The organism is Kibdelosporangium philippinense, assembly GCF_021390435.2.
Taxonomy (GTDB): Bacteria; Actinomycetota; Actinomycetes; order Mycobacteriales; family Pseudonocardiaceae; genus Kibdelosporangium; species Kibdelosporangium philippinense.
On the sequence record NZ_JAJVCN010000002.1, the window covers coordinates 2,476,083 to 2,499,158 of the forward strand.

29 protein-coding genes and 4 pseudogenes are annotated in these 23,076 nt (G+C 64.0%); 17 read left to right on the forward strand and 16 right to left on the reverse strand.

From position 1 onward, the window contains the following. Positions 1-51 precede the first annotated feature (51 nt). Genes LWC34_RS30300 through LWC34_RS58970 form a run of 3 tightly spaced genes read right to left on the reverse strand, consistent with a single transcriptional unit; the run spans position 52 to position 1,366 of the window. Positions 52-516: a TadG family pilus assembly protein gene (locus LWC34_RS30300; RefSeq protein WP_233728482.1), complete on the reverse strand. Its 465-nt coding sequence runs from the start codon at positions 514-516 to the stop codon at positions 52-54. Then, a complete protein-coding gene (locus tag LWC34_RS30305) occupies positions 513-1,025 on the reverse strand; it encodes a TadE/TadG family type IV pilus assembly protein (RefSeq protein WP_308200154.1) in 513 nt (170 codons plus the stop codon). The genes LWC34_RS30300 and LWC34_RS30305 overlap by 4 nt, the downstream gene beginning before the upstream one ends. Further along, a complete protein-coding gene (locus tag LWC34_RS58970) occupies positions 1,022-1,366 on the reverse strand; it encodes a TadE/TadG family type IV pilus assembly protein (RefSeq protein ID WP_372496669.1) in 345 nt (114 codons plus the stop codon). The genes LWC34_RS30305 and LWC34_RS58970 overlap by 4 nt, the downstream gene beginning before the upstream one ends. Here LWC34_RS58970 and LWC34_RS57175 point away from each other — a divergent pair. Further along, the gene (locus LWC34_RS57175) at positions 1,310-1,435 is read left to right on the forward strand and encodes a hypothetical protein (RefSeq protein ID WP_284051669.1); all 126 of its coding nucleotides are present in this window, start codon (positions 1,310-1,312) and stop codon (positions 1,433-1,435) included. The genes LWC34_RS58970 and LWC34_RS57175 overlap by 57 nt on opposite strands. 86 nt (positions 1,436-1,521) lie before the next feature. Here the strand turns inward: LWC34_RS57175 and LWC34_RS30310 are convergent, their stop codons facing one another. The 4 genes from LWC34_RS30310 to LWC34_RS30325 are packed head-to-tail and all read right to left on the reverse strand — an operon-like array spanning position 1,522 to position 4,782. Then, positions 1,522-1,707, reverse strand: a complete 186-nt coding sequence (locus LWC34_RS30310; RefSeq protein WP_233728484.1) for a hypothetical protein — start codon at positions 1,705-1,707, stop codon at positions 1,522-1,524. Positions 1,708-1,760: 53 nt separating this feature from the next. Continuing rightward, positions 1,761-2,657 (reverse strand): type II secretion system F family protein, encoded by an 897-nt coding sequence (locus LWC34_RS30315; RefSeq protein WP_235729655.1) that lies wholly within the window; start codon positions 2,655-2,657, stop codon positions 1,761-1,763. Next, positions 2,654-3,559 carry a type II secretion system F family protein gene (locus LWC34_RS30320; RefSeq protein WP_233728485.1) on the reverse strand — a complete coding sequence of 302 codons (906 nt, stop codon included), beginning with the start codon at positions 3,557-3,559 and terminating at the stop codon, positions 2,654-2,656. The genes LWC34_RS30315 and LWC34_RS30320 overlap by 4 nt, the downstream gene beginning before the upstream one ends. After that, a complete protein-coding gene (locus LWC34_RS30325; protein WP_308200170.1) occupies positions 3,556-4,782 on the reverse strand; it encodes a TadA family conjugal transfer-associated ATPase in 1,227 nt (408 codons plus the stop codon). The genes LWC34_RS30320 and LWC34_RS30325 overlap by 4 nt, the downstream gene beginning before the upstream one ends. Here LWC34_RS30325 and LWC34_RS30330 point away from each other — a divergent pair. Both LWC34_RS30330 and LWC34_RS30335 read left to right on the forward strand, forming a co-directional pair. Further along, complete coding sequence (locus LWC34_RS30330; RefSeq protein WP_233728487.1) at positions 4,720-4,962, forward strand: hypothetical protein; 243 nt, start codon at positions 4,720-4,722, stop codon at positions 4,960-4,962. The genes LWC34_RS30325 and LWC34_RS30330 overlap by 63 nt on opposite strands. Before the next feature lie 323 nt (positions 4,963-5,285). Then, positions 5,286-5,594 carry a hypothetical protein gene (locus LWC34_RS30335; RefSeq protein WP_233728488.1) on the forward strand — a complete coding sequence of 103 codons (309 nt, stop codon included), beginning with the start codon at positions 5,286-5,288 and terminating at the stop codon, positions 5,592-5,594. A gap of 230 nt (positions 5,595-5,824) precedes the next feature. Here the strand turns inward: LWC34_RS30335 and LWC34_RS30340 are convergent, their stop codons facing one another. From LWC34_RS30340 to LWC34_RS30350, 3 genes are all read right to left on the reverse strand, one after another. After that, on the reverse strand, positions 5,825-6,535 hold the full coding sequence (locus tag LWC34_RS30340) for a hypothetical protein (protein ID WP_233728489.1): 711 nt from the start codon (positions 6,533-6,535) through the stop codon (positions 5,825-5,827). Positions 6,536-6,657: 122 nt separating this feature from the next. Next, a complete protein-coding gene (locus LWC34_RS30345) occupies positions 6,658-6,963 on the reverse strand; it encodes a hypothetical protein (RefSeq protein WP_233728490.1) in 306 nt (101 codons plus the stop codon). A 533-nt stretch (positions 6,964-7,496) separates the two neighbouring features. Further along, positions 7,497-8,192, reverse strand: coding sequence for a hypothetical protein (locus LWC34_RS30350; protein WP_233728491.1), 696 nt, complete (start codon positions 8,190-8,192; stop codon positions 7,497-7,499). A gap of 302 nt (positions 8,193-8,494) precedes the next feature. On the opposite strand from LWC34_RS30350, the gene LWC34_RS30355 reads away from it, so the two are divergent. The 11 genes and pseudogenes from LWC34_RS30355 to LWC34_RS30400 all read left to right on the forward strand — a co-directional run bounded on the left by LWC34_RS30355 (position 8,495) and on the right by LWC34_RS30400 (position 16,358). Beyond that, positions 8,495-9,226, forward strand: a complete 732-nt coding sequence (locus LWC34_RS30355; RefSeq protein WP_233728492.1) for a prepilin peptidase — start codon at positions 8,495-8,497, stop codon at positions 9,224-9,226. 153 nt (positions 9,227-9,379) lie between these two features. After that, positions 9,380-9,634, forward strand: a complete 255-nt coding sequence (locus LWC34_RS30360) for a hypothetical protein (RefSeq protein ID WP_233728493.1) — start codon at positions 9,380-9,382, stop codon at positions 9,632-9,634. Between the two features lie 266 nt (positions 9,635-9,900). Next, positions 9,901-10,419 carry a DNA polymerase gene (locus tag LWC34_RS30365; RefSeq protein WP_233728494.1) on the forward strand — a complete coding sequence of 173 codons (519 nt, stop codon included), beginning with the start codon at positions 9,901-9,903 and terminating at the stop codon, positions 10,417-10,419. 55 nt (positions 10,420-10,474) lie between these two features. Beyond that, entirely contained in the window at positions 10,475-10,606 is a 132-nt protein-coding gene (locus tag LWC34_RS57180) for a hypothetical protein (RefSeq protein ID WP_284051670.1), read from the forward strand. Between the two features lie 301 nt (positions 10,607-10,907). Next, positions 10,908-11,486: pseudogene (locus LWC34_RS30370) on the forward strand (nitronate monooxygenase); the annotation flags it as partial. Between the two features lie 377 nt (positions 11,487-11,863). Then, complete coding sequence (locus tag LWC34_RS30375; protein ID WP_233728495.1) at positions 11,864-12,958, forward strand: glycosyltransferase; 1,095 nt, start codon at positions 11,864-11,866, stop codon at positions 12,956-12,958. Between the two features lie 76 nt (positions 12,959-13,034). After that, positions 13,035-13,526: a winged helix-turn-helix domain-containing protein gene (locus LWC34_RS30380; RefSeq protein ID WP_233723037.1), complete on the forward strand. Its 492-nt coding sequence runs from the start codon at positions 13,035-13,037 to the stop codon at positions 13,524-13,526. Next, positions 13,505-14,110: an IS630 family transposase gene (locus LWC34_RS30385; protein WP_233728496.1), complete on the forward strand. Its 606-nt coding sequence runs from the start codon at positions 13,505-13,507 to the stop codon at positions 14,108-14,110. The genes LWC34_RS30380 and LWC34_RS30385 overlap by 22 nt, the downstream gene beginning before the upstream one ends. Positions 14,111-14,534: 424 nt before the next feature. Continuing rightward, entirely contained in the window at positions 14,535-15,137 is a 603-nt protein-coding gene (locus LWC34_RS30390) for a transposase (protein WP_233728497.1), read from the forward strand. A gap of 529 nt (positions 15,138-15,666) precedes the next feature. Continuing rightward, positions 15,667-15,984 carry a hypothetical protein gene (locus tag LWC34_RS30395; protein ID WP_233728498.1) on the forward strand — a complete coding sequence of 106 codons (318 nt, stop codon included), beginning with the start codon at positions 15,667-15,669 and terminating at the stop codon, positions 15,982-15,984. A gap of 176 nt (positions 15,985-16,160) precedes the next feature. Continuing rightward, positions 16,161-16,358, forward strand: a complete 198-nt coding sequence (locus LWC34_RS30400; protein ID WP_233728499.1) for a hypothetical protein — start codon at positions 16,161-16,163, stop codon at positions 16,356-16,358. A 30-nt stretch (positions 16,359-16,388) separates the two neighbouring features. Here the strand turns inward: LWC34_RS30400 and LWC34_RS30405 are convergent, their stop codons facing one another. The 3 genes and pseudogenes from LWC34_RS30405 to LWC34_RS30415 form a co-directional block, all read right to left on the reverse strand. Further along, the gene (locus tag LWC34_RS30405; RefSeq protein WP_233728500.1) at positions 16,389-17,432 is read right to left on the reverse strand and encodes an IS630 family transposase; all 1,044 of its coding nucleotides are present in this window, start codon (positions 17,430-17,432) and stop codon (positions 16,389-16,391) included. Between the two features lie 186 nt (positions 17,433-17,618). Next, positions 17,619-18,164, reverse strand: a pseudogene (locus LWC34_RS30410) (transposase); the annotation flags it as partial. A gap of 410 nt (positions 18,165-18,574) precedes the next feature. Beyond that, complete coding sequence (locus LWC34_RS30415) at positions 18,575-18,892, reverse strand: hypothetical protein (RefSeq protein ID WP_233728498.1); 318 nt, start codon at positions 18,890-18,892, stop codon at positions 18,575-18,577. A gap of 170 nt (positions 18,893-19,062) precedes the next feature. On the opposite strand from LWC34_RS30415, the pseudogene LWC34_RS30420 reads away from it, so the two are divergent. Next, positions 19,063-19,932: pseudogene (locus LWC34_RS30420) on the forward strand (IS1380 family transposase); the annotation flags it as partial. On the opposite strand, the gene LWC34_RS30425 reads toward LWC34_RS30420, so the two are convergent. Genes LWC34_RS30425 through LWC34_RS30435 form a run of 3 tightly spaced genes read right to left on the reverse strand, consistent with a single transcriptional unit; the run spans position 19,888 to position 21,820 of the window. Then, the gene (locus tag LWC34_RS30425) at positions 19,888-20,622 is read right to left on the reverse strand and encodes a helix-turn-helix domain-containing protein (RefSeq protein WP_372496648.1); all 735 of its coding nucleotides are present in this window, start codon (positions 20,620-20,622) and stop codon (positions 19,888-19,890) included. The pseudogene LWC34_RS30420 and the gene LWC34_RS30425 overlap by 45 nt on opposite strands. A 56-nt stretch (positions 20,623-20,678) precedes the next feature. Further along, positions 20,679-21,461: an IS630 family transposase gene (locus tag LWC34_RS30430; protein ID WP_233728501.1), complete on the reverse strand. Its 783-nt coding sequence runs from the start codon at positions 21,459-21,461 to the stop codon at positions 20,679-20,681. Further along, positions 21,350-21,820, reverse strand: a complete 471-nt coding sequence (locus tag LWC34_RS30435) for a helix-turn-helix domain-containing protein (RefSeq protein ID WP_443667757.1) — start codon at positions 21,818-21,820, stop codon at positions 21,350-21,352. Before LWC34_RS30435 ends, LWC34_RS30430 begins: the two co-directional genes overlap by 112 nt. A 110-nt stretch (positions 21,821-21,930) precedes the next feature. Between LWC34_RS30435 and LWC34_RS58975 the strand changes: the two are divergent. Beyond that, a pseudogene (locus LWC34_RS58975) lies at positions 21,931-22,614 on the forward strand (ISAs1 family transposase). Next, entirely contained in the window at positions 22,611-22,859 is a 249-nt protein-coding gene (locus LWC34_RS58980; RefSeq protein ID WP_372496649.1) for a hypothetical protein, read from the forward strand. The pseudogene LWC34_RS58975 and the gene LWC34_RS58980 overlap by 4 nt, the downstream one beginning before the upstream one ends. The last annotated feature ends 217 nt before the right edge of the window (positions 22,860-23,076 follow it).

Genomic DNA, 23,076 nt, shown 5'->3' on the forward strand with positions numbered 1-23,076 from the left:
GTCTCCTTCTCCCCTTGATACGCTGCAGCGGTTACGAACGACGTGGCGCGGTCATAGGTCTTCGGTTTGAACGCTTGATATCCCGCGCTGTGGTTGTGCTTGTCCGGAGGCTGTGACGGTGATCGAGTCGATGCCGATCAGACCAAGCAGTTGAGTGGGCTGGCTGATCGTGACGGTGACGTGTACCACGTTGCCGGCAACAGTTACCGTGCCGCTCCGACCGGCAGCTGACAGGAAGTTCCGCGCGGCGCTGCTCGCCTGGTCCGGGGACAGCCGGAGGGATCCGTCGGTACGGTAGGCGGCCAGGTCGATCTGTTGGGCTCCGGCTCGGGCAGCTTCCTGTGCCTGTCCTAGCGCTTGGACTTTCGCTGCTAGGGCCAGGCCGCCGTCGAGTACGAGACCGGCGAACAGAGCGGCAGCAGTGGTAATGCCCACGACAAATGCGGTGACCTGACCGCCTTCGGTCTTCCTGAGTTGACGCCAGGTGTGCAGTAGGGCGACGGACGGCGTGATCATCGGCTACCTCTGCTATCTGCGAGGGCTGCGGTACCCGTCGAAGGGCCTCCCCTGTATAGGTCCACTGGGGAGGTGAAGGTTGCCTCGAATCTGCGAGATCCAGGGACGCCAAGAAGTGCAAGGTCACTCAATCCGACGCTGCAAGACACGGTGACCGTGACAGACGATCCCGGCCGTAGTCCTTGCGTATCTGTGGACACGGACAGCGACTGGCACGTGATACCAGCGGAGGCTAGCGCGGCATCGGCGGTGGATCGTGCGCTAGCGGTGGCCTGGGAAGGGGTTCGGGCGAGAGAAGCCGCGCGAGCAGCTTGGTGCGCAACATCGGTGATGCGCAGCGCAGTTTCGGCGAGCCTCCCGCAAAACACCACGAACAGCAGCGACACAATCAGTAGAGGCGTGAGGACGGTGAGCTCGGCCGCAGCGGATCCGCGTTCATCCATACGCAAGACGGCGATTTGACTGCTGGCGGAGCTTCGGCCTGCCGCCCTCAGGTGGCAGGACGTCATGGTCTCGCTCCGTCCTGCGCTGTCGTCCACTTCTCGACAGGTCCAACTGCTTCGGCGGTTACAGAGAGCGTGATAAAGGGAAGGATATTCGTGGCAGTCCCACTGACGGTAACTGATGCTTGTGTCTGTCCACGTTCGGCACTGACACGGGTTCCTTGCAACGGACCGCTGCCCAGTTGCGAGAGGATTCGCTGGGCTTCGGCGGTTCCCGCTGGTGCGCTTCCACCGTCTACCCGTGTGGCCGACAGTGCTTGTGACGCTGCGGCTTGCGCAATGTGATTGGCGTGCATGTAAAGCGCGAACTGGGCGACGAGCAGAATCAAGAGAAGTATTGCGGGCATGGCGATGACGAGTTCGGCTGTGACCGCACCCTGCTGGTCCGCGCGCATTCGTTGTGCAACCAAGCGTGACGTGTTCGTCCTACATGGACACCGCACAGCGTTAAAGTTGTTGTTGTTGTTGCTGCGGCGTAGTCGAGACATCGTCGGGAACCGCCTTAAAGTGTTATTCCGTTAGCTTTTTCCGTCACCTTCACCACGATGATGGCGATCGCTGCGAGAGCAAGGGCAGCGAGCAAAGCAGTGACAACAACAGCTTCCGTGGAATAGCCGTGCTCCTCCTGACGCAGTCGACTAAGCTCGGCGCGGACGCGGGTAAGGATCAAAAGAACTTCGGTGAACATTCGACTCTCCATTGTGGATTAGAGGATGATGGAGTCAGCGGGTCTGTTGACGTTCACAAGGCTCCGAGGACTTGGGCGAGTGCGGGATAGCCGATCATCACGAGAAAGGCGGCGAACAACAGGACTACAGGAAGGCTCATTCGTTCGGTCGCGGCTTGGGCCTCGCCTTCAGCGTCGGTGAGTTCGCGAGTACGGAGCGCTGACGCCTTGGCCGCAAGGCTGGCTCGAACCTTCGCGCCTTCGGTGCCAGCCAGGCTGACCGATGCGGCCAATTCAGACAGCTGTGGAACATCGAGCTCGGCACCCAGTTGCTTGAGGGTGGACCAGGGAGTAGCGCGGGTAAGTCGAGCGGTCATGAGCGCGTGACGTAGCTGCTGGATCGCCCAGCCCCTGCCGATAGTGGCCGCGTCGGACAGTGCGCCGTCGACACCAGCTCCGCCGGCCAGCAGTACCCGCACCAGGTTGAGATAGGCCGCGAGGGCATAGCGGAAATTCGATCGGCGTCGCTCAGCTTCTTGTCGCACCGTGACATCCGGAATCATGAATCCTCCGGCTGCCAGCACAACGCTGGCGACAGCTGGAAGTTCCCACGACAGACCGATGTCCGCGACCGCGAGCAAGACCTGGACCACGAGTGGCAGCAGCAGTCCGGTGACAGCCAACGTGGCTTTGTCGGCCAGGTGCTGTTCAGTTGTCTTGCCAGTAACGGCGAGATCGCGCCGAAGCCGTTGGGATGGCAATCCCAGCGCTGTCAGGGGTCTGACAAACAGGCGCCCGACGCGCAGGGACCACCCGCCGTCATCGGTGATCAGGATGGGCGACGGGGCTGCCGTCCCGCTCAGCTGGTCCATCAATGTATGCAGTGCTGGGCGCGGTGGAAATAGCCACACGATCAACGCCCACACGCCAAGACCCAGCCCGGCACCCCACATCAACCCAGCGACGATCATGGTCGAGCCTCCTCGGCACCGATGCCCATTTCTGGTGGTGCGCCGATGGCGGACAGCTCGGTCAGGATCCTGTCCGGTGTGCGTACCCGTGCGATCCGAGCCAGCCACACGAAGGAGGCTGTGAACAACAGCCCGACGAGCAGCAGCATCAACTGGCCGCTGAGAGAGTCGTACGCGGCAAGATAGCCGCGGTTGAGCACAACCAGACCGACCGCGAAGGTCAACGTTGTGATCACGATGACCCGAACGCTCGTCCGTGTCCGAGCCCGACCAGCTTCAACACGCATACGCATCGATGCTTGGTCACGAGCTTCCACAGCCAACTGGCCAAGGAGGTCCGCGAGTTGTCGGGCGTGGTGCTCTGCTGCCAGCACTAGCGCGGAGATCACCAAGTCGGCAGTAGGGTCACGTAGTTGATCAGCAAGCCGATGCAGTGATGGCGCCAGACGCTCGCCACGTTCCAGCCGAACAGCAAGCTCTGTGATCTCATCCCGGATGGCGGCAGGCGCCGCGGGCGCGGTCGCGAGAATGGCCTGCTCTAGTCCGGCCGCCGCGACCAGCACATCGCGTAGCATTTCTGTCCACGATGCGATCGCCTCGATGCGGTCGCGTTGACGCTGATGGTTGGAGTTCCCAGCAAGGATCCGTGGCAGGCCACCGACGGCAAGCGCGGTTAGGATCGCGCCAACCACCCAGCCTGTGACGATCCCAACGATGAGACCGGTGAGAACGGCGACAACTAGTAACCGCGTCCATCCGCGCGGTCGGCTGGTGAGCCACGTACTCCAACGCAACGGTGATGCACTGCGGCTGGATGTCCCGCGCAATCCGAGCCAGACCAGCAGGACGCCAGTAGCTACGCCAGCGGCGAGCAACCCTAGCAGCGCGGCGGTGGAGGTCATGGTCGCCACCACCCGTCTCGACGGTTGGTGAGACTCGGGTCGTATCCAGCGGCGACAAGGTGGTCGACGGTCTCGGCTCGCAGCGGCGCGCCTGGTACGGCTCGCAAGTCCTCGTCGGGGCGCCACACCTCGTTGCTCACGATTTGCCGATCATCCGCGTCGACGACTTCTCGGATCGAGGACACGACGCGCTGCCCGGGTTCGTCACGCGGCTGCTCAAGGTGTACGACGAAGTGCAACGCGGAGGCGATCAAGAGATTGGTCGCCTCCAACGGCAGCCTCTCCGGGCCTTGCACGGCGTAGCCCCCGAGCTTCACGAAGGCGCCTTTGCTCGTGCTCGCGTGCACTGTGCCCATCGAGCCGTCGTTGCCCATGGACATGGCGTTGAGCAACGGGAGCACTTCGGGGCCACGGACCTCTCCGACGATGACGCGGTCGGGAGACATGCGCAGCGACTGCCACACCAGGTCCGACAACGACACCGCACCGCGGCCTTCGATGTTGGCTTCGCGCGCCTGCAGCGCAACCACATCGGGATGCGCGGCATCCTCACCGAGCCCCAACTCGAACACATCCTCGATCGTGATCAATCTTTCGTATCGAGGGATAGCTGAGCCGAGACCCCGCAACAAGGTGGTCTTGCCCTTCGCGGTACCACCGCTGACAAGAATGTTCTTCCTCGCACAGACAGCGGCTGCCAGGAACGACGCGAGCGCACGATCGATAGTGCCGTTCTGCTGCAACTGAGCGAGGGTAATACGTTGGAAACGATGGCGGCGGATCGATACAGCCGGCCGGGGAGTCACTGCCATCACGGCGCTGACGCGTTCTCCACCAGGCAGTTGGAAGTTCACGATAGGACTTGCACGATCGAATCTCCTTTCCTCCACTCCGGACCGAGCTGCCAGGTCCCGGATAAGATCCACAAGTTCGTCGTCCGAGCCCACAACCGGCGGCATTTGGGCTCGCGTGCCATCAGCGTAGCGCACGAAGACCCTGTCTCCAGTCACGTGAATGTTCTCAATCGACGTGTTGGCAAGCAACGGCTGCAAACCAGCTAGGCCAAACATTTCGTCCAGAATGGAGGTCAGCACTTGCTGTTCCACATCTGGATCCAGGAGCGCAGTCGCACTGTCTAGATTGTTCATCTCGTCTTGAGCATGAGCGTCGGCTGCACGGGCCAAGACCTCCTCGGCTATCTGTCGGCGTTGCTTGGCGCCCATGGTTGGGCGTCCAGCGTGTTCGTCGGCCTTGATGCGTTGGGTCAGCTCGGCGGCCAGTTCGGCCCTCAGGCGATCCTTGAGCCGCTTGACGGCTTCACGTTCCCCTGCCGGTCTATACGGCAGGTCATGAGGACCTGGAAGTTGTTCGCGAGGCTCAGGTTGCGCCGCGAGCAAATCTGAATGGTTCAGGGAGGTTCCTGCCGTCCCGGGTGGGTTCATGAGACTGCTCCGTTCCGCGGAGGCGCAGGGGCTCGCTGCGCGTCGTCTCGGGGTGCCGAGAACTCGTGCATGGACGCTCGATCTTGTGGCAAGACACCGGTCGACGGATGGTGTCCAAACGTGTAGACAACCTGCGCGATTCGGGAAGCAGCGTGCCCCAATGCTGATCGCATTGGTGTATGCCTGGACCTATTTCGTCCACTAAGGACATGCGCGCCCTTGTCGTCGCGAGGAACACGGCCCAGCACGGGTATACCCAATACCCGGGAAACCTCTGTCGTGGGATGTCCGTCGCCGACCAGAACAAAGCAAGGCTTTCGGGACCACTGTCGAACGACATGCAACTTGACCGCAACATGGGCGAGCGCGTCGTCTTGCGGGCGAGCGACAAGGATCATCGCATCGGCGGCACGGATAATGGGCATCGCAGACGAGTCCGGATCGGCTCGGCCACAATCGACCAGGACAGCGACCCCGGGATGATCCGCGGCCTGTCGCAACGCGGCGGCACCTGCAGAGGTCAACACCGACAGCGCCTTGTGGGCCTGTTCCGCGCCAACCGGGCCGACTACAACGTCCAAGCCGCCTGGTAGTTGCTGGCTATGTTGCCGTAGTAGCGCAGGTCCGCTGCCGCGGCGCGCTGCCGCGGCAAGGCTCAGCAGCCCAGGCGACTCCTTCAGTCGGAAACGCGCGGCCAAGTCCCCGCCCGCGGGATCGGCTTCGACCATGATCGGGGTCTCCTGCACCGGCCATCGGGCGGCGATCGCCGTGACCATCGTGGTGACACCGGGAGATCCTTTGAGGGAGCAAAATGCGGCAAGCATCAGCTTCCTCCTGCGATGATGACGACGCTCATTTGGCCTGCAGGCGCGGTCGCCAGTGCACGTGCGTCTACATCAGACAGTTGCAGCGACAACACTGTGGTCTGCTCGGTCTCACGGCCGCTGATGCCCGTGACGACTGCGGTCCAAGAAGCGGCCTGAATGCTGGTAGTTCCTGCCTGACTAGTCGTCTGGGGTGCACTGAACACTTGTACGGTGGCTCCTGCCGACAGCTCGGGCGGGAACTGACCTGCCTTCAGCCCCACCGCCGCAATGGCCATGCCTTGCGTGGGGACGCGTGTCGGCCCGAGGGAACCTCGCGTGAGCACCGCTCCCACAGGCATGCCATAGGCGACCGGCTGACCGACTACAGTGGACGAAGCCGACGTGGGAATCAGGTCAAGCCCTGAGTCCGAAGCCATTTGCGCCTGTCCCAGGTCGGTTGTAGACAGTGACTGACCGGCGGCTACCGGGCGGGCCAACACGAGAAACGACTCACGTTCGCCGAGTTGCATTGCGGTGACAACGCCGCCGGTACCGCAGAGAACAACGATCAGTAGTCCCAGCAATAGGTATGGCACGCTGCGCCCGCGTGATCTACCGGTCACTCGGGATTGGAGTTTTCCTTTCTTGTCAGCGCCTGCCCATGACTGGAACGCTGCCTCACCGTTCTTGGTCGGATCCTGCACGGCCGACAGACCTGAGGTACTCACCACCAACCTCCTCCAGACATGGCGGTATCGCCACACGTCGAATCGGATGTTCCGACGTGAATTCGTTGCTCAGCGCAATTTTTCGTTGTGTACACGCCTGACATTCGGGCGTGCTGTTCGTCTCAGCCAGTCGCGATCGCTTGCGACTCCGCGACACGGACCGCGATCGACCCAGTGGTCGTCATGTTGGGGAACACTCCCGACTGGCCGGCACCAGACCAGGTAATCGTCCAGCTGATGGTCGCTGTGACGGCAAACGCCTCGCTTCGTTGGCCGGCCGACGAGATCCGATAGACGTATCCGCAGTCGGGCGATGCGCTCTTGGGGTCGGCGCCGGGCGGGAATGGCGTTCCAGGGCCAGCACAAGTCACCGAATTGCCGTCGCCCATGGCCCACGATACCGAGGCGGGCCTAGCGATGGCGATCACCGATACTCCAGGCACCGCAGCCGTCGCCGACACGTCGCGCCACGTCCCTCGTTCCAGCCAAAGCCACGTAGGAAGGTTCACCAACTGATCGCCAGCGGGGTTGGCATGGATTCTTGGAGCGGGCAACCGCAGACGGGCACGCGCTGCCCGCGCCAACTCTTCGGGTGAGGGTGGTGGTGGAGCCACGCCTCCCAAGGCAACCCATTCAGGATTGCTTCCCTCACAGGCTTTCAGGTAGTAGTGATGTCCTGTTTGCAGTGGGGGAAGAAATCCTCCCGCAACGTTCGCCGCCTCACTCTCAGGACTCATCTGTGCGTACGAGCACACCGGGGCCCCGCCGCCAGTGGACGAGCCTGCGCCGCCACTTCCGCTTCCACCAGATTGCCCACCGTTACCTCCGGATCCGGCGCCTAGCTCGCATCCGGGTTGTGGATGTTGACTGCAGTTGACGTTGCCCCATCCGTTGTCGGCCATGGCCGGTGTGGCCCCAGCGGTGACAACGACGCACGCCGCTAGGACTGTTCTTGTTCGTCTTAACACGTGCCCACCCCCATCACGGCGAACCGTGTGACCATCCATGCTCCCGAAGGCTGCCGTTTCACTTCGGCAGTGATCGATTGCCGGCCACCTGGCTCGGCATTCAGCAGTTGACCGTCCTTTTTGTACTTGAGCCAGTCGCTGCTGTCCCCACAGTCGGAGATCATGACCGTCGTTGGGTCTTCTTTCGGCTCCATGCTGGACACCGTTGGCTGGTTCCTTGGCGCCCCTTTAGTGACAACACCGTTGAGGTTGTCAGCGTGCAGACTTCTGGTGATGACGCCAAGAGCCGGCTCGACCGCATGGTCACGGAGCCTGGGTGCTTGATGGTCCGATGTGGTCGCAGCGGCGGCCATGTCTTGCCACATACCAAGATAGGCGGCGATCGCCTGCCGGCGTGCCCGATCTACTGGAGACGCAGGCCCGGACGGCGATGTGCCTGTCGCCGAGACCGGCGCCGTGGGATCGACGATTCCAGGTGCTGGCGCGGGTTCGGGCGATGTCGTTCCGGTGCATGCCGTCACCATGATCATCACCATGGTGACGACACCTGAAGCACGACCTGCACGCAGACCGCGCGTGCCGCCGATTCCACCCACATTGACCCCCTCAAGATCATCAATTGTTTCCGCCCCTACTGTGGTACACCTCACGTCTACCCCGCGTCCCCTAGGCGACTGCAAGGTCGCCATGTGGGGACACGACAGTCGCAAAGGGACATTTTGGCGGTTTTCACTCGATCGGGCTACAAATCGACAGCTCAGATGGCAGTCGGTAGTACCGTCGTCCTTCTAGCGGGGTGGCCGGACGCTCACCTTGGGGAGTCGCCAACGGCAGCCGTGACGTTTCTGCGGCGGAAATAAGCAGGTTCGCCGGTCCTCAGACAACCAACCGAGTAACAGAGTCTCGATGGGTCACAGCTCATAGGGGCAGGTCGAAGCCACGATCGTATTCCGCGCACCGGTGGCATAGACGCTCCAAGGTTTGGATGGCCATGAACGTAACCATGTACGCGGCGTTCGTTGGAGCCTTGGCGGGCTTAGCAATGTGCCTTGTTGTGGGCTGGTACATCGAGGTGACCCAAGCCGAAGTACAGGAGGCCCGCTCCACCTACATCGATCGTTTCCAGACGTGGCGGCAGGGCAAAGCCCAAAATGTTTCCTCGCCACTTCGAGTGGGATGTTTGGACGGCCACGTGCGCGGCAGTCTGGCCGTCCTGGGCGCCGAAGTTTTTCTAGCTGGAGCGTTCGCGATCTTGGCAACACGCGTGTATCCCCCGCTGGTCACGGTGGCCATGTGTTGGCTGACCGTGCTTGGCGGCGCGGCAGCTCTTGTCGACACCATCGCCCAGCGGCTCCCCAACATCTTCACAGGATCGGCATACGTCGGCGTGACTGTGGTGTTTGCCGTCCAAACACTTGTGGTTGATCACAATGCAGCGTCGTTCCTCCGCGTGCTCCTGAGCGGTGCTGGCCTCGCCGCCTTCTACCTGCTTCTGGCGGTCATCAGCCAGGGTGGGCTTGGATTCGGAGACGTCAAACTCTCCGCGAGCGTTGGCACCGCCTTGGGTTGGATCGGCGTCAGTGCAGTGTTCCAAGCAACTCTGCTCGGATCGATACTTGCGTGTGCAGCGCTTGCGGTACGTCGAAGCCGCCGGAACGATCGGCTCGCGTTCGGCCCGTTCATGTTTCTCAGCGCGCTGCTCGTCCTCGCTTGGGCTCCGTAACTGCTCAGCCTCGTGGTACAAGCTCAAACTCGCACCGCCCAGCATCGCACTCCTTCGAGTGACAGCCTCCACCAGCGACTTGTATCGGCGAAGGATGGCCCTACTGTGAGGCCAGAGCGCCAGACCGGTGCCGTGGCCAAACAGGGGTGGCCCATGATTGATCAACTCGTCAGCAACGCCACATTGTCCGAACTGGACACGCTTCACAGGCGATTCACTGCGACGGAACCAACTGTCGACGTGGACGACTCTCTGGAGCGCGCAACCGCAAGCGCCGCGTACATCCTCATGAGCTTGGTGTCGGCGCTCAAGACCCAGCATGCCGGGAGTACCGAGGACGAAGTAGAGGAGCACGTCCAGAAGGCAATCTGGGAAGTAGACATATTGCGCTCGAACTTGGGTGCGTGAAGACAGCTGTTTTCCAGGATCGTTGTGAATTTGCCGACTGCGACCGGGATCCATAGCGGGGACAGGACCCACCAACCACGACCAGTCGCTGCTGCCGAGTGATCCGGGGCGGTCCCTGTTGGGGTTAGCTCGCCGCACGGCATCCCGAAGGCGATGTTGTCGTTGCCGTTCGTAGACGACGCCACGAATGGCCGCACCGGTAGGGCAGGTGCCGTTGTGTCAGCCACCAAGGACCACCTCCTGGGCGGCCCGAGCGAGGGGACGCGGTGGAGAAGGACGGCAAGGAGTACAAGGCTAGCAAGATGACGAACTTCACCCGGGTGTTCGGCGGAGGCGCGAGACCAGTGAGCGAACAGGCCGGAATTCCATTGGACACCGCGAAGTCCGTTGTCGAGGCATTCGACCGACGGTACCCGGGAGTGGCGGCCCGGTCCCGCAAACTCCAGTACACCGCGTCCCGCGACGGGTCCATCACCACACCCAGCGGGCGACGCCTACCTGTCGACCCGGCTCGGGCCTACTCGGCGTTGAACTACGAGATCCAGTCCACCAGCCGGGACGTGACCTGTCGGGGACTCATCCGGCTGCACAAGAAGGGATACACGCCCTACCTCCGGCTGCCCATCCACGATGAAGTCGTGACGTCGCTCCCAGCGGCGAAAGCGGAGTGGGGAGCCCGCGAGATCGCCCAACACATGGCCGAACAGATGGGGCCAGTGCATATCGACACCGAATATGAGATCGGCCAACGCAGCTGGGGATCGCTGTACGGCGCCGACTACTGACTGTCATCCTATTGCAAAGAGGCCGGCGCGGCACTTGCTGCACTGACCTCTTTGCATGAGCACTTCAAGGCAACTGCACGCCCAGTTCGGCAATGATCCGGGAACTGGCGTCGGCCTTATTATCGCCGCCAACACCAAACACAATTTCGATGTCGAGCTCTTCGCAGATGTCGGCTTCGGAGATTGAACCTGCGTCGCGCCGATCGCCTCCATTAGCAAAGACAAGTCGAGCAGTCGGATATTCATCACGGACCGCAGACAGTGTTTTACGAACCGTCGGATCGTCATCGACTGAGAGGATCGCCTGGTCGACGACACCAACGCTCGACGCAACTTCGAGGCGGTCCGCCTCATTGATGATGACTCATCCCTTCTTGAGCACCTGCTGACGGTCGTTATTCACAATGACTACTAGCGTCGCTGTCGCTGATCAGGGTGGCTTGCCTTTCATCGCGCTTTCCCTTGCCAGCCCGCGACAGTCGCAGAAGATGCTGACGGAGGCGGCTGCTGCCCTTGGCGATCGGCCGTGGGGCGCGGGACTGCTCGGCTTCGCGCCGGACGAACTGCGGGACGCGCAGACACGGTTCATCCTCGAGACCAAACCGACGTGCGCGATCATCGCCGGTGGACGGCCTGCGCTGGCGAAAGAGCTCGAGGAATCGGGCATCAGCACGTTCCTGCACGTGCCGTCGCCGGCCCTGCTGCGCCAGTACCTCACTTCTGGCACACGCAAGTTCGTTTTCGAAGGCGCCGAATGCGGTGGCCACATCGGTGCCCGGACCAGCTTCTCCCTGTGGGAAGCGCAGTTGCAGGTCGTCGACGACTTCCTGACCGACAACCCGGCCGTGGCGGCGTCGGAGCTGCAAATGTTCTTCGCCGGTGGTATCCACGACGAACGTTCTGCCGCCATGGTTGCGGCTATGGCAGGCCCACTGGCTGCCCGTGGCGTACAGGTGGGATTGGTTATGGGCACTGCCTACCTGTTCACTGAGGAAGCCGTCACCAGCGGCGCCATTCAGCCGCTCTTCCAGCAGCGGGCGGTCGAGGCCACCACGACGAGCCTGCTGGAGACAGCGCCGGGACTGGTCACCCGGTGCCTGCCGTCCGCGTTCGTCGACGAGTTCCACACGCTGCGCGCCGAGTTGGAACAGGCCGGTGCGGCGAACCGGGAACTGTGGGACCAGTTGGAGGTGCTCAACGTCGGAAGGCTGCGCATCGCCAGCAAAGGCCTGCGCCGCCAGGGTGATGAGCTGGTCGCGGTGGACGACACCGCCCAGGCCGCGGAAGGACTCTTCATGGCCCACTTACTCGAAAGGCGCGCCATGCGGGTGTTGTGCACGGTCAACGCCACCCCTTCCCACGTCCGGAAGTTCATTCCGCTGGCCAGGGCGATGATGGACGCAGGCCACGAGGTGCTGATGATCACCTCGAAGGCGATAGCCCGTTGCGCGGAGAACGGTTCGCGATTGACCCGGCCATGCCGGACGCCCACCACTGGATGTGGATGCTGCACGGGGCGGCCGCGGCGGCGGAGGCCGCGGGCGAGCAGGTTCACCGTACCGCGCTGGATCCAACCGATCTGCTCAACAAGGTGTTCGCGGCGAGGGGATGGCGGGAACTGTTCGTCCGAGTCCTCGAGATCGCGCGCGCCTACCGTCCGAACCTGGTGCTGCGGGACGACCTCGACTGCTCCGGGTACGTCACCGCTGAGGTGCTGGAGATCCCGCACGTGGCGATGTCCGGTGGGCCGACGATCCTGCTCGACCCGCAGCGTCTGGCCGACCCGCTGGCGGCGCACGGGACGAAGTTCGGTCTCTCCACCTCCGGACACGGCCTGTACGGCTATGGGCGGGTGGACTACGTTCCCACCGAATACGACTTCATGAAACACGAGTGGCCGCAGGTGTTCCGGTTCCGGCAGCCGGTGCTGACCCGTCCCGGCGAACGACTGCCGTCCTGGATCGCGGACCTACCCGCCGATCGGCCGTTGGTGTTTGCGGCCATGGGCACTGGCGTGCCGATGTACGCGGCCTTGCAACGGGATGGCGTACAGCTGCCGTCCACAATCGATCCACGCGCCCGGTTCCGGCTTGTCCTGGACGCCTTGTCCCAGCTCGACTGTGTGGCCGTGGTGGTGACAGGTGGTATGGACGTCAGCGACCTGCCACGGGCCGATCACGTTCATGTCACCGACGCCGTGCCTCAGCCATTGGTGCTGGAGATCGCGGATCTTTTTCTGACACACGACGGCTACAACGGGATCCGCGAGGCGCTTCGCTCCGGCGTACCGATGGTGGCGTACCCGGAAGGATATGACCAGGTGCACAACTCTGCCCGGATTGCCGAACTGGGACTCGGTGTGACCGTGGACAACTCGCCGGCCGACGCGGTGGTGGAGGCCTGTGACAAGGTTCTCGCCGATCAGAGCTTCCGCACCCGTGCCCGGACCGCTCGCCAGCACGTCCTGGCTTTGCCCGACGTGCACAGCGCCCCGGCGATGCTTGAACAATTCGTCCAGACCAACAGCTACAGATCATGAAAGGCCAGGGTTGATCTTGTCCTTGGGCGGCGTGTCCTCCTCGATCCTGATCGATTCATGATCTACGCAGGGATGGATGAGGTACGCGGATGGAGGTGGCCTTTCCGAGCGGGGCAGGGCCACACGCGAAGCTGTCCGGTTGCAGGCGGCCCAATGGTTCGCCCAGGACGTGCCGGCCGCCGAGATCGCCCGCAGACTGCGGGTATCCACCAACGCGGTCTATACCTGGCGGCGTCGATGGCGTGCCGAGGGTGAGGCAGGGCTGGCGTCGAAGGGACCGGGCGGATCGTCCTGCCGGCTGGACCAGCCACGACTGGACAGGCTGGCCCAGGCTGTGGAACAAGGCCCAGCCGTGCATGGGTTCGGCGAGGATCAGCGCTGGACCCTGGCTCGGGTCGCCGATCTGATCGCCCGGCTGTTTCACACCCGCTACACGCTGCGCGGGGTGTCGTATCTGCTGCACCGCATGGGGTTCTCGCCACAAGTACCCGCCCACCGCGCGATCGAGCGCGACGAGCAGGCGATCGCCACCTGGCGGCGGGAGGTATGGCCGGCGGGAAAACGGTAGCGGCGCAGCAAGGTGCTTGGCTGTGTTTCGAGGACGAGGCCGGGCAAACGCTGCGCCCGCCGAAAGCCCGCACCTGGGGCCGCCGGGGCCAGACACCACAGATCCCGGTGTCGGGCAAGGGTTCGGGCCGGGTATCGGTCGCCGGGCTGGTATGCGTCCGGCCCGGACACCGGCCCCGGTTGATCTACCGTGTCCGGACCCACCGCGGCCGCAAGGGGGAACGGCGCAGCTTCGCCGAAACCGACTACGCCGCCCTGCTGGACGCCGCACACCAGCAGCTCGGCGCCCGGATTGTGTTGATCTGGGACAACCTCAACACGCACACCAGTCACGCGATGCGCAAACTGGTCGCGGCCCGCGACTGGCTACACGTGATCCAACTCCCGCCCTACGCCCCGGACCTCAACCCGACCGAGCACGTGTGGTCCCACGTCAAACGCAACCTCGGAAACCTCATCGTGCACGGCATCGACCAGCTCACCGCCATCGTGAAGAACCGACTCAAACGCATCCAGTACCGACCCGGGCTGATCGACGCGTTCTTCGCCCACACCAGACTGAACCTCGAACCACAACCGCCGTAATCCTGGCCTTTCAAGATCTGTAACCTAGATCCACCGTTGATCTTGGGTTGTGATCATGGTGGTGGCAGCAGTGGTAGTCGAGCGGGGGCTGCCGATGTGAATGGGAGGGAACCGCGCCACGAATCTAGCAACACCCCTTGCCATGTGGAGTCAGAGCAGTCATCGTGTGGCGGATCGGTTCGAGGTGCCGCCTGTCCAAGACCGAGGTTGCGTTGCTCTGGAAGACCTCTTCCCTCTTCTCCGGTGAAACAGGCGTTAGTCTGGGTTAGCGCTGAAGCGGCAGGTCACGACCGAGCCGCGTGATGTGCCGTTTCCTGTCGCGGCGCGGTTGTTGTGGCGCAAACGGCGGTGGCGGTGCCGGGAATCGGAGTGTGCGCGCTCCTCGTTCACCGAGTCGGTGCCCCAGATCCCGTCTCTTCGGCGGGTGACCGGCCGGCTTCGCGCCGCGGCGGGACGAGCGGTGGCCGATGAGGGCCGGACGGGCGCGCAGGCGGCGCGGGAGTGGGGGTTGTCCTGGCCGGTGGTGCATGCGGCGTTCCTTGACCACGCTGTGGCCGTGCTGCCCGAGGAGCCAGAACCGGTGCGGGTGCTGGGAATCGATGAAGTCCGCCGGGGCAAACCGCGTTTCGCAGTCAACGCCGAGAGCGGGGTGCTCAAGCGCCGGGTCCGCAAAGACGACCCCGAATACGGGCTACGCTGGCGTCTGCTGCGCAACCGGGAAGACCTGACCACCGAGAAGTTCACCGACATGTGGAACCGTCTGACAGACCTCGGCCAGGCCGGAGACGAGATTCTGAGCGCCTGGATCGCGAAAGAAGAACTCCGCACACTGCTGGCCCTGGCCCGCATCGGCGCGTCCCGCCACCAGATCTCCCACCATCTATGGACTTTCTACCGCTGGTGCGCCGACACCGACATCGCCGAACTACACCCCCTCGCCAGGACCATCCAGGACTGGTGGCCTCAGATCGAAGCGTTCATTCTCACCGGCATCACCAACGCCGCCAGCGAGGGCATCAACGGCTGATCAAGCTCGAAGCCGCAACGCCTTCGGCTTCCGCAACGCCATCAAACAACGCCTACGATCACGCTGCGCAAGCACCTGCGCAGCCCGACACCAAGCAAAGCCCGGTTAATTTCGAAGACCCACTAAACAGCTGTCCGGAAAATTCGGGGCTCCTCAGTCGGGGCTGCGGCCGTGGGAACGGTGTGGGTGCGCTCGAGAATGCGCCAGGCGATCGAATTGGCCGCCGCACTGGGCTCTGAGAAGGTCGACGAAGCCATGGGGCTGGCAGCGATCGCGGGCCGGTTCGCCGATGACGACCTACCTTCCATTGTGGATCATCTGGCCGGCCCCGGACCGCAGTCGTCCTGTTCGGACTCGGCGTGTTGGCGATCACCGTGGCCGGGCTCGTTGGCCTCCTGTATCGGGGGTTGGCCTGTGCGCGTCGCACGCGTCAAGCCATTGCGAAGGCCCGCAGTAGAACGCCCGGGGTCGGACGTGACACACAAGGCACCGCGCCGGCTGCGGGCTCATGTCAGCGGGGTGGCGAGTAATGGCCGTTGACCTGATCGCTTACGCAGTTACTGTTGTGTTCGTACCCGCGATCGGGGCTGGTCAAGCGCCCTGTGCCTGGTGGACTGACCCGATGCGGGTGTTCTACCGCCGGATGTGGCTGGCAGAGCACTGGCCACCGCACCGACACCAAGTCCATAGGTTCCCGGTCGCCCGTGCGGAGGCCTGGACACAGTCCGAGGCTGCCGAGAACACGCACTCCCAGCCTCGGATCCTGATCCCCGGGCCGCTGGTCGCCTGCGTCGAGGTGACGTTCCCACAGCTGCCCGGTGAGGCTCTGCTGTTCCCCCCGACATGACAGCGAGCCTCGGCCCGCACCCGTTTTGCAGGGCGGGTGCGGGCCCCAGCCCCGGACCGCGCGGCAACCCTTCCCCCGGGCGGCGGTCCGGGGTCTCCACCGGCTGCTCAGTGCCCCGTGGCGCCCGGTGTGGCACTGGCCACCCCCGGTGATCACCGCAGGACACGCTGCACACCGTGCTCCGCGGCCGCGCCTGCAGCGAGTCCGTCGAGGCCATCCAGCGCGACCTGATCATCCGCACCGGCAAACACAAAGGCCGCAACCTGAGCCTGACCAAGAACAGAATTGCGACAAAGGTCACATGCCGCATTGATCACTTGCTCCACACCAAGATCATCGATCTTGACATGACACCCTTACGGGACAACCTTTAACTCATCGGCAGGTGATTGTGAACGACGAGATCATGTTGTCGATTGACACAGTGACTTGGTCCACACGAATGGCTTGGGTTCCTTGTTCCACTCGTTGATCCAGCGGCGGACGTCGGCTTCCAGTTCGATGACGCTGCGATGGGCGGAGCGGCGCAGTTTGCGGTTGGTCAGCTCAGCGAACCAGCGTTCCACCAGGTTGAGCCATGAGCTGCTGGTCGGCGTGAAGTGCAAGTGGAACCGCGGATGGCGGATGAGCCACTCCTTGACCTTTGGGGTCTTGTGGGTGGCGTAGTTGTCCAGCACCAGGTGCAGGTCCAGGTCCTTCGGGACTGCGTCGTCGATCAGCTTCAGGAAGCGCAGGAATTCCTGGTGTCGATGGCGCCGGTAGTGCTGGGCGATCACCGAGCCGCTGCCGATGTCGAACGCGGCGAACAAACTGGTGGTGCCATGGCGCACATAGTCGTGGGTCATCCGCGCCGGAGTGGTGGGCATGATCGGCAGAATCGGCGCGGTCCGGTCGATCGCCTGCATCTGACTCTTCTCATCCACCGCCAGCACCAGCGCGTTCTCCGGCGGAGCCAGATACAGGCCCACGACATCGCGGACCTTGTCCACGAACTGCGGATCGGTGGACAGCTTCCACGTCTCCACCGCATGCGGTTTCAGCCCGAACGCCCGCCAAATCCGGGAGATCGCTGACTGGGACATCCCTGTCGTGGATGCCATCGACCGTGTTGACCAGTGCGTGTCTCGGCCCGGTGTTTCCTCCAGCGTCTTGGTGATGATCTGCTCGACTCGCTCATCACTGATCACACGAGGCCGCCCTGGCCGAGGCTCGTCGGACAAGCCGTCCAATCGGTCGGCCAGAAACCGCGACCGCCATTTAGACACGGTGTTGCGCGAGACCCTCACATCCGCGGCGACCTCACCGATCGAGCCGCCTTCCGCACAGCGCAGCACAATCCGCGCCCGCAACGCCAAGTCCTGAGCTGTCTTCCGCCGACGTGACCATCCACTCAGGACACTGCGTTCCTCATCGGACAGGACCACCGGATCCAGCTTCGGGCTCGACACAGCCACAACCTACAGCTACCAACGAACTACTGACTCAGGACGGGACACTAGTAGTGCTTTGTTAGGTGTTTCTCACCTGGATTTTTGTTGTGGGTGTTCGGGTCTGGACTGGTTGTCGGCAGGTGTGGCGGACACCGGTCCAGGCCGCGAGTAAGGCCTGGAGTTCGCGCAGGACGGCGTAGAGGGTCAGGCCTGCGCAGGGGCTTTTGGGGTGCGGCGCAGTTGGGTGCAGATGGCTTGGGCGACCGCGGCGAGGGTGACGTGGCGGTGCCAGCCCAGCTAGGAGCGGCCTTCGAAGTGGTCCAGGCCGAGGCCGTCTTTGAGTTCGCGGTAGTCATGCTCGATGCGCCACCGGATTTTGGCTAGCTGCACCAGATCCCGTAGCCGGATGCCGGCTGGGAGCGTGGAGAGCCAGTAGTCGGTGGGCTCGGGTTGGCCGGGTGGCCATTCGGCCAGTAGCCAGCATTCGGGCAGGCTCCCATCGGCGGCGCGGGGGATGTTGCGGTTGGCCGGGCGGACCCGCAGTGCGAGGAACTGTGACCGCATGCTGGCGGTCGGGTTACCCGGTGATTTCTTGGATCCGTGCCGCCAGACCACAAACCGGCCCGTTGAGCGGCCAGCGGCCATCACCAGGCTTTTCAGATCGTGTGGCGGGTCGGGATAGCGTGGTCCCGGCGGGCGGCCGGTGCCTTTCCACGCTGGTGTCACCGGCACCGCGCCGGCGGGGTGAGAGAGGCAAGAGACCGCCACTGACACCGGCCAACCCGGACACGGCCGAACAGCATCGGCGAGGTTACGGTAGTGTGGCAGGAGCAAACGGCGAATGGGACCAGATCTTCATTGACAAACGCCTCTGCTCGGTGGAATTCTCCACAGACTCCGCCAGCACTGCGAAGTCGTCGCCATCATCGGCCCCAGCTACCCGGCTGAGAACCGACTCCACGTCGTTGACGGCGGGCACCGGAGCAGCCTGAAACCCTTCCGCGCATGACCCTCGTACTCACCTCTGCACTTGAGTCAGTACCCCGACACTGACCAGCCGTTGTGGACCCCGGACCGCCGCCCGGGGGAAGGGTTGCCGCGCGGTCCGGGGCTGGGGCCCGCACCCGCCCTGCAAAACGGGTGCGGGCCGAGGCTCGCTGTCATGTCGGGGGGAACAGCAGAGCCTCACCGGGCAGCTGTGGGAACGTCACCTCGACGCAGGCGACCAGCGGCCCGGGGATCAGGATCCGAGGCTGGGAGTGCGTGTTCTCGGCAGCCTCGGACTGTGTCCAGGCCTCCGCACGGGCGACCGGGAACCTATGGACTTGGTGTCGGTGCGGTGGCCAGTGCTCTGCCAGCCACATCCGGCGGTAGAACACCCGCATCGGGTCAGTCCACCAGGCACAGGGCGCTTGACCAGCCCCGATCGCGGGTACGAACACAACAGTAACTGCGTAAGCGATCAGGTCAACGGCCATTACTCGCCACCCCGCTGAAGTGGGCCTGCGGCCGGATTATGTAGCACGCGTACGACTATCCAGGGCTGTGTCCTTGTGTCCTTTAAGTCCTACGATCAGGACCTCGGCGCGCGGGTGGGTCTGGCAGCGCACCGGGCCAACGACCCAGCACGGATGGTCGTGCTGGACCGGACGCCACCCTGATCACCGCCCACTCCGAGAAACAAGAAGCGGCGAAAACCTGGAAGAAAACCTTCGGGCACCACCCGTTGCTGGTGTTCTGCGATCACGGCGCGGGCGGCACCGGGGAACCGGTCTCGGGCCTGTTGCGCCGCGGGAACGCCGGGTCGAACACCGCCGCCGACCATTTCGCCGTGCTGGACGACGCCCTCGCCCAGCTCCCTACCGGCCTGCGGAAACCTGACGATCAGGGCGGGTGAAGGTCCTGGTGCGCAGCGACGCGGCCGGCACCACCCACGCCTTCACCCACCACATCGCCCAGCACGGGATGGAATTCTCCGTCGGCGCCAATCTCAGCCACTTCGATATGGACTATATCCTGCGCACCATTCGGAAAAAGACATGGACACCGGCCTATAACGCCGAGCGCAACGCCCGCGACGGGGCCTGGGTGGCCGAGGCCGCCGCCCTGGCCGACCTGTTGGCCTGGCCCTAGAGGACCCGGCTGATCCTGTGCAAAGAGGCCCGCACCCCGGCGCCCAACTGCGGTTCACCGACATCGACGGCAACCGGATCACCGGATTCCTGACCAACACCGCCCCCGGCGGCCCCTACCGGCAACTGGCCGATCTGGAACTGCGCCACCGCCGCCACGCCCGGGTCGAAGACGGCATCCGCGCCGCGAAAGACACCGGCCTGCGCAACCTCCCGTTCCACGACACCGCCCAGAACAAGGTCTGGCTGGAGATCTGTGCCCTGCCGCCGACCTGATCGCTTGGACCCAACGCCTCGCTCTGACCGGCCAGCACCGCATCGCCGAACCCAAACGCCTGCGGCTACACATCTTCGGCGTCGCCGCACGGCTGATCCGCACCGGCCGTTGACTCACCCTCAAAATCCCCCAAGACTGGCCCTTCGCCGACACGATTCGGACGTTTCCCCAACGGGCCGAACTCGTCGAACGCGAACGTGCGATCCGGGAAATTGTCGATGACGTGCTCGACGCGGTCGAGTTTGGCGTCACGGTCGGGATCAGTGGATTCCTTCCAGGTCTTGGTGCGCTGGAAGGTGATACTGCGGCGGGCCAGCAGACACCGCAATGCCTCACGGCCGATCCGGATCGCCCCGCCGGCGGTGGTGCGCAGGTAGGCGGCGAGTTTGCGGATCGACCAGCGGGTGAAGGGCTGGTCGAGTTTCGTCGGGCGGGTGGTGGCCGTCGCCACGACGAGGTCTTCCTGGTCAGGACTCAGCAGGCGGGGACGGCCTCCCGCCCACTGAGGGTCCAGGCAGGCCAGGCCGATCTCGTTGAACCGGTGGAGCACCTCCCGGGCGGTGTCCTCGTCCGCCGCAACCAGTTGTGCGATCACCGGCACGCGGTTGCCATCGGCCGAGGCCAAAATCATCATCGCCCGCCGATAACGCACCGAGTTCGTGCTGCCCCGACGCACGATCCGTTGCAGCCGCTGGCCTTCCTGATCGGTCAGCCTGCGCACTTTCACCGGTTCAGCCACCAACACCTCCACGCATCCAGCTCGACGATGTCCCCTATCGACCCGGCTGCAGCGGGTCACCGCCGAGCGACACCCCGGCGAACCATTCCGGTCAAACCACTAGTAGATCGTCGCGGCTAACTCTTGGGGTATAGATGGCGGAGTTTGACGCGTGCGTCGTCGGTGGTGAACTGCCAGTGGACTTGGCGTTGCTCGGTGTTGATGGCGTGTTGCCAGGCGGCGAGTTCGGTGTTGAGGGTGGCGAGGTCGCTGATGCGGCGGTCGAGGCATTGCCGGGATAGTGCGGACAACTCGATCTCGGCGATGTTGAGCCAGGACCCGTGTTTGGGGGTGTGGTGGATCTCCAGGCGCTGGGCGAGAGAGAAGGCCTCGTCGGGTGCGAAGGCCTCGTAGAGCGAGGCGATGCCGTGGGTGTTGAGGTTGTCCATGACCAGCACCACGGTCTCGGTGTCGGGGTAGTCCACGGTCAGGAGTTGTTTGACCTGCCCGGCCCAGTCGATCTTGGTGCGCTGGGCCAGGGCGTGGACACGGCGCCACCCTTGCAGGGGCTCGGTCCACACGAAGATCGAGCAGGTGCCGCACCGGATGTATTCGCTGTCTTGGCAGGCATTGCGGCCCGGCCGGGCCGGCAGCGGGTCGCGGACGTGGCCGAGTAGCTGGAAGGGTTTCTCGTCCATGCACACGACCGGGCGGGCGGGGTCGTGTGGCCGGGCGTAGACCGCCAGCACGTCCTCCATGCGGGCGGCGAACTCCGCGTTCGCGCGGGGCGGGATGTTCCAGCACTTCCTCAGATGAGGACGCAGTTCCGTTTTTTTAGGACCCGGCCGATGGTCGAGTGGTCCAGGTTCGGGATGTCCTCGGTGAGTTCGACGTGTTTTTCCAGCAGCCGCAACGACCATCGGGCATGCCCGGCCGGTGGCTGTGAGCACGCCAGGGCGATCAGCCGGGCCTCGACCTCGCCGGTCACTGGGGACGGCACCGGCGGAAGATCGCGCTTCTTGCGTGAGATCGTGGCATGGACATCGCCATCGGTCTCGGCGAACCGCTTGGCGACAAGCCGCAGCATCTCACCCGAGACCCCGAGCCGCGCCGCGATCACCTCTTTCGGGTCCACCTCGCCCACCGAGGTGTCCAGCGCGAGCAACACCCGAGCCCGCCTGATCGCCGACGCCGGATGCACACCCGTGACGGTCAGCCGAAGCAGCTCTTCACGATCCCGCGCGGTCAATGTGACCGGCCGCTTCATCTCTGATCGCACGACAACCATCCTTGTCCGGCAGGAGAAAGACCTGTCGGACGACAGCATTCCAGCCACACGCACCACAACTAAGCAGCGACACGCTACTAGTAGTAGTCGACCAACGCCCCGTGCCACCTGGGCAGAGCGAACTCGCGTACTTTGGCGCGGTGCTCGACCAGTTTGATCTCCACGGTGTGGCGGTCACCGCGGACGCCCTGCACACCACCCGCGACAACGCTCGGTATCTCACCGATCGTGGCGGGCATTACCTGTTCACGGTCAAACGCAATCAGCATCGACTGCACACTGTCCTGACTGGATTGTCCTGGACGAATGCCAGCATCCGCACCGCCACAGAAACGGGGCACGGCCGGATCGAGTAGCGCACCATCCAGGTCCTGACCACGCCCCACGGCGTCGCGTTTCCCGAAGCGGCACAGGTTTTCCGGATCACCCGTACCCGCACACCCCGCCACGGCAGCCGGACCCAGACCGAGACCTGGGTCGGGCTGACCAGCCTGGCCACCTACCACGCCACCGCGGCCCAGATCGCTGAACTGCTACGCGGCCATTGGCACATCGAAAACCGGCTGCACTGGGTCCGCGATGTCACCTACCGCGAAGACCACTCCCGGCTACGCACCGGCACCACACCCCGCGCCACGGCCAGCCTGCGCAACCTCGCCATCATCGCCCACCGCATCACCGGCGTCACCAACATCGCCCAAGCCCTACGCGCCATGCCCCGCGACATCACCCGGCCACTCGCCCTGCTCGGAATCCCCGCATCCACCAGCACAAACCGACTTTGACGAACCCCTGCCCCCGCAACCACGTCCCGCCACACCGGGTAGTCCTCGTAGGCAAGGAACCGCAACGGCCCGGTCCCGTCCTCGACCTCACGCTCGGCGTTGAACTGCACCCGCGCGGTGTCAGCACCGTCTTCTCCACCATGCGGAACGGCTGGGCCTCGATCAGCTCCTCGTGCATCGGCCACTTGACCCACGTGTCCAGCGCCGCGATGAACCTGTTCCATGTTGACGCGCGGACACCGTGAAGCCCTTCGTCCGCCGCCGAGCCCGCTTGTAGGCGCGCAGATCATCCTGGTCAGGATCCCAAATGGACCACCCGCCAACACAGGCTCCGCCGCGTAACGTTCCCGCGTCGGGGAAGTCTTGAGCGAAGGCGCGGCGCCCACGAGCCGCTTGGTGTACTCATGCTCCGGGGAAGTGAGAATCTCCCGGCCCCGGACCGGTTTCCGCCACCTTCAGGTC

Bases quoted from the DNA above. Each gene is read 5' to 3' on its own strand.
- LWC34_RS30300 (WP_233728482.1), bottom strand. From the start codon at position 516: ATGATCACGCCGTCCGTCGCCCTACTGCACACCTGGCGTCAACTCAGG.
- LWC34_RS30305 (WP_308200154.1), bottom strand. From the start codon at position 1,025: ATGACGTCCTGCCACCTGAGGGCGGCAGGCCGAAGCTCCGCCAGCAGT.
- LWC34_RS58970 (WP_372496669.1), bottom strand. From the start codon at position 1,366: ATGCCCGCAATACTTCTCTTGATTCTGCTCGTCGCCCAGTTCGCGCTT.
- LWC34_RS30310 (WP_233728484.1), bottom strand. From the start codon at position 1,707: ATGTTCACCGAAGTTCTTTTGATCCTTACCCGCGTCCGCGCCGAGCTT.
- LWC34_RS30315 (WP_235729655.1), bottom strand. From the start codon at position 2,657: ATGATCGTCGCTGGGTTGATGTGGGGTGCCGGGCTGGGTCTTGGCGTG.
- LWC34_RS30320 (WP_233728485.1), bottom strand. From the start codon at position 3,559: ATGACCTCCACCGCCGCGCTGCTAGGGTTGCTCGCCGCTGGCGTAGCT.
- LWC34_RS30330 (WP_233728487.1), top strand. From the start codon at position 4,720: ATGAGCGTCGGCTGCACGGGCCAAGACCTCCTCGGCTATCTGTCGGCG.
- LWC34_RS30325 (WP_308200170.1), bottom strand. From the start codon at position 4,782: ATGGGCGCCAAGCAACGCCGACAGATAGCCGAGGAGGTCTTGGCCCGT.
- LWC34_RS30335 (WP_233728488.1), top strand. From the start codon at position 5,286: ATGTCCGTCGCCGACCAGAACAAAGCAAGGCTTTCGGGACCACTGTCG.
- LWC34_RS30350 (WP_233728491.1), bottom strand. From the start codon at position 8,192: ATGGCGACCTTGCAGTCGCCTAGGGGACGCGGGGTAGACGTGAGGTGT.
- LWC34_RS30355 (WP_233728492.1), top strand. From the start codon at position 8,495: ATGAACGTAACCATGTACGCGGCGTTCGTTGGAGCCTTGGCGGGCTTA.
- LWC34_RS30360 (WP_233728493.1), top strand. From the start codon at position 9,380: ATGATTGATCAACTCGTCAGCAACGCCACATTGTCCGAACTGGACACG.
- LWC34_RS57180 (WP_284051670.1), top strand. From the start codon at position 10,475: ATGAGCACTTCAAGGCAACTGCACGCCCAGTTCGGCAATGATCCGGGA.
- LWC34_RS30380 (WP_233723037.1), top strand. From the start codon at position 13,035: ATGAGGTACGCGGATGGAGGTGGCCTTTCCGAGCGGGGCAGGGCCACA.
- LWC34_RS30385 (WP_233728496.1), top strand. From the start codon at position 13,505: ATGGCCGGCGGGAAAACGGTAGCGGCGCAGCAAGGTGCTTGGCTGTGT.
- LWC34_RS30395 (WP_233728498.1), top strand. From the start codon at position 15,667: ATGGCCGTTGACCTGATCGCTTACGCAGTTACTGTTGTGTTCGTACCC.
- LWC34_RS30415 (WP_233728498.1), bottom strand. From the start codon at position 18,892: ATGGCCGTTGACCTGATCGCTTACGCAGTTACTGTTGTGTTCGTACCC.
- LWC34_RS30430 (WP_233728501.1), bottom strand. From the start codon at position 21,461: ATGGTCGTTGCGGCTGCTGGAAAAACACGTCGAACTCACCGAGGACAT.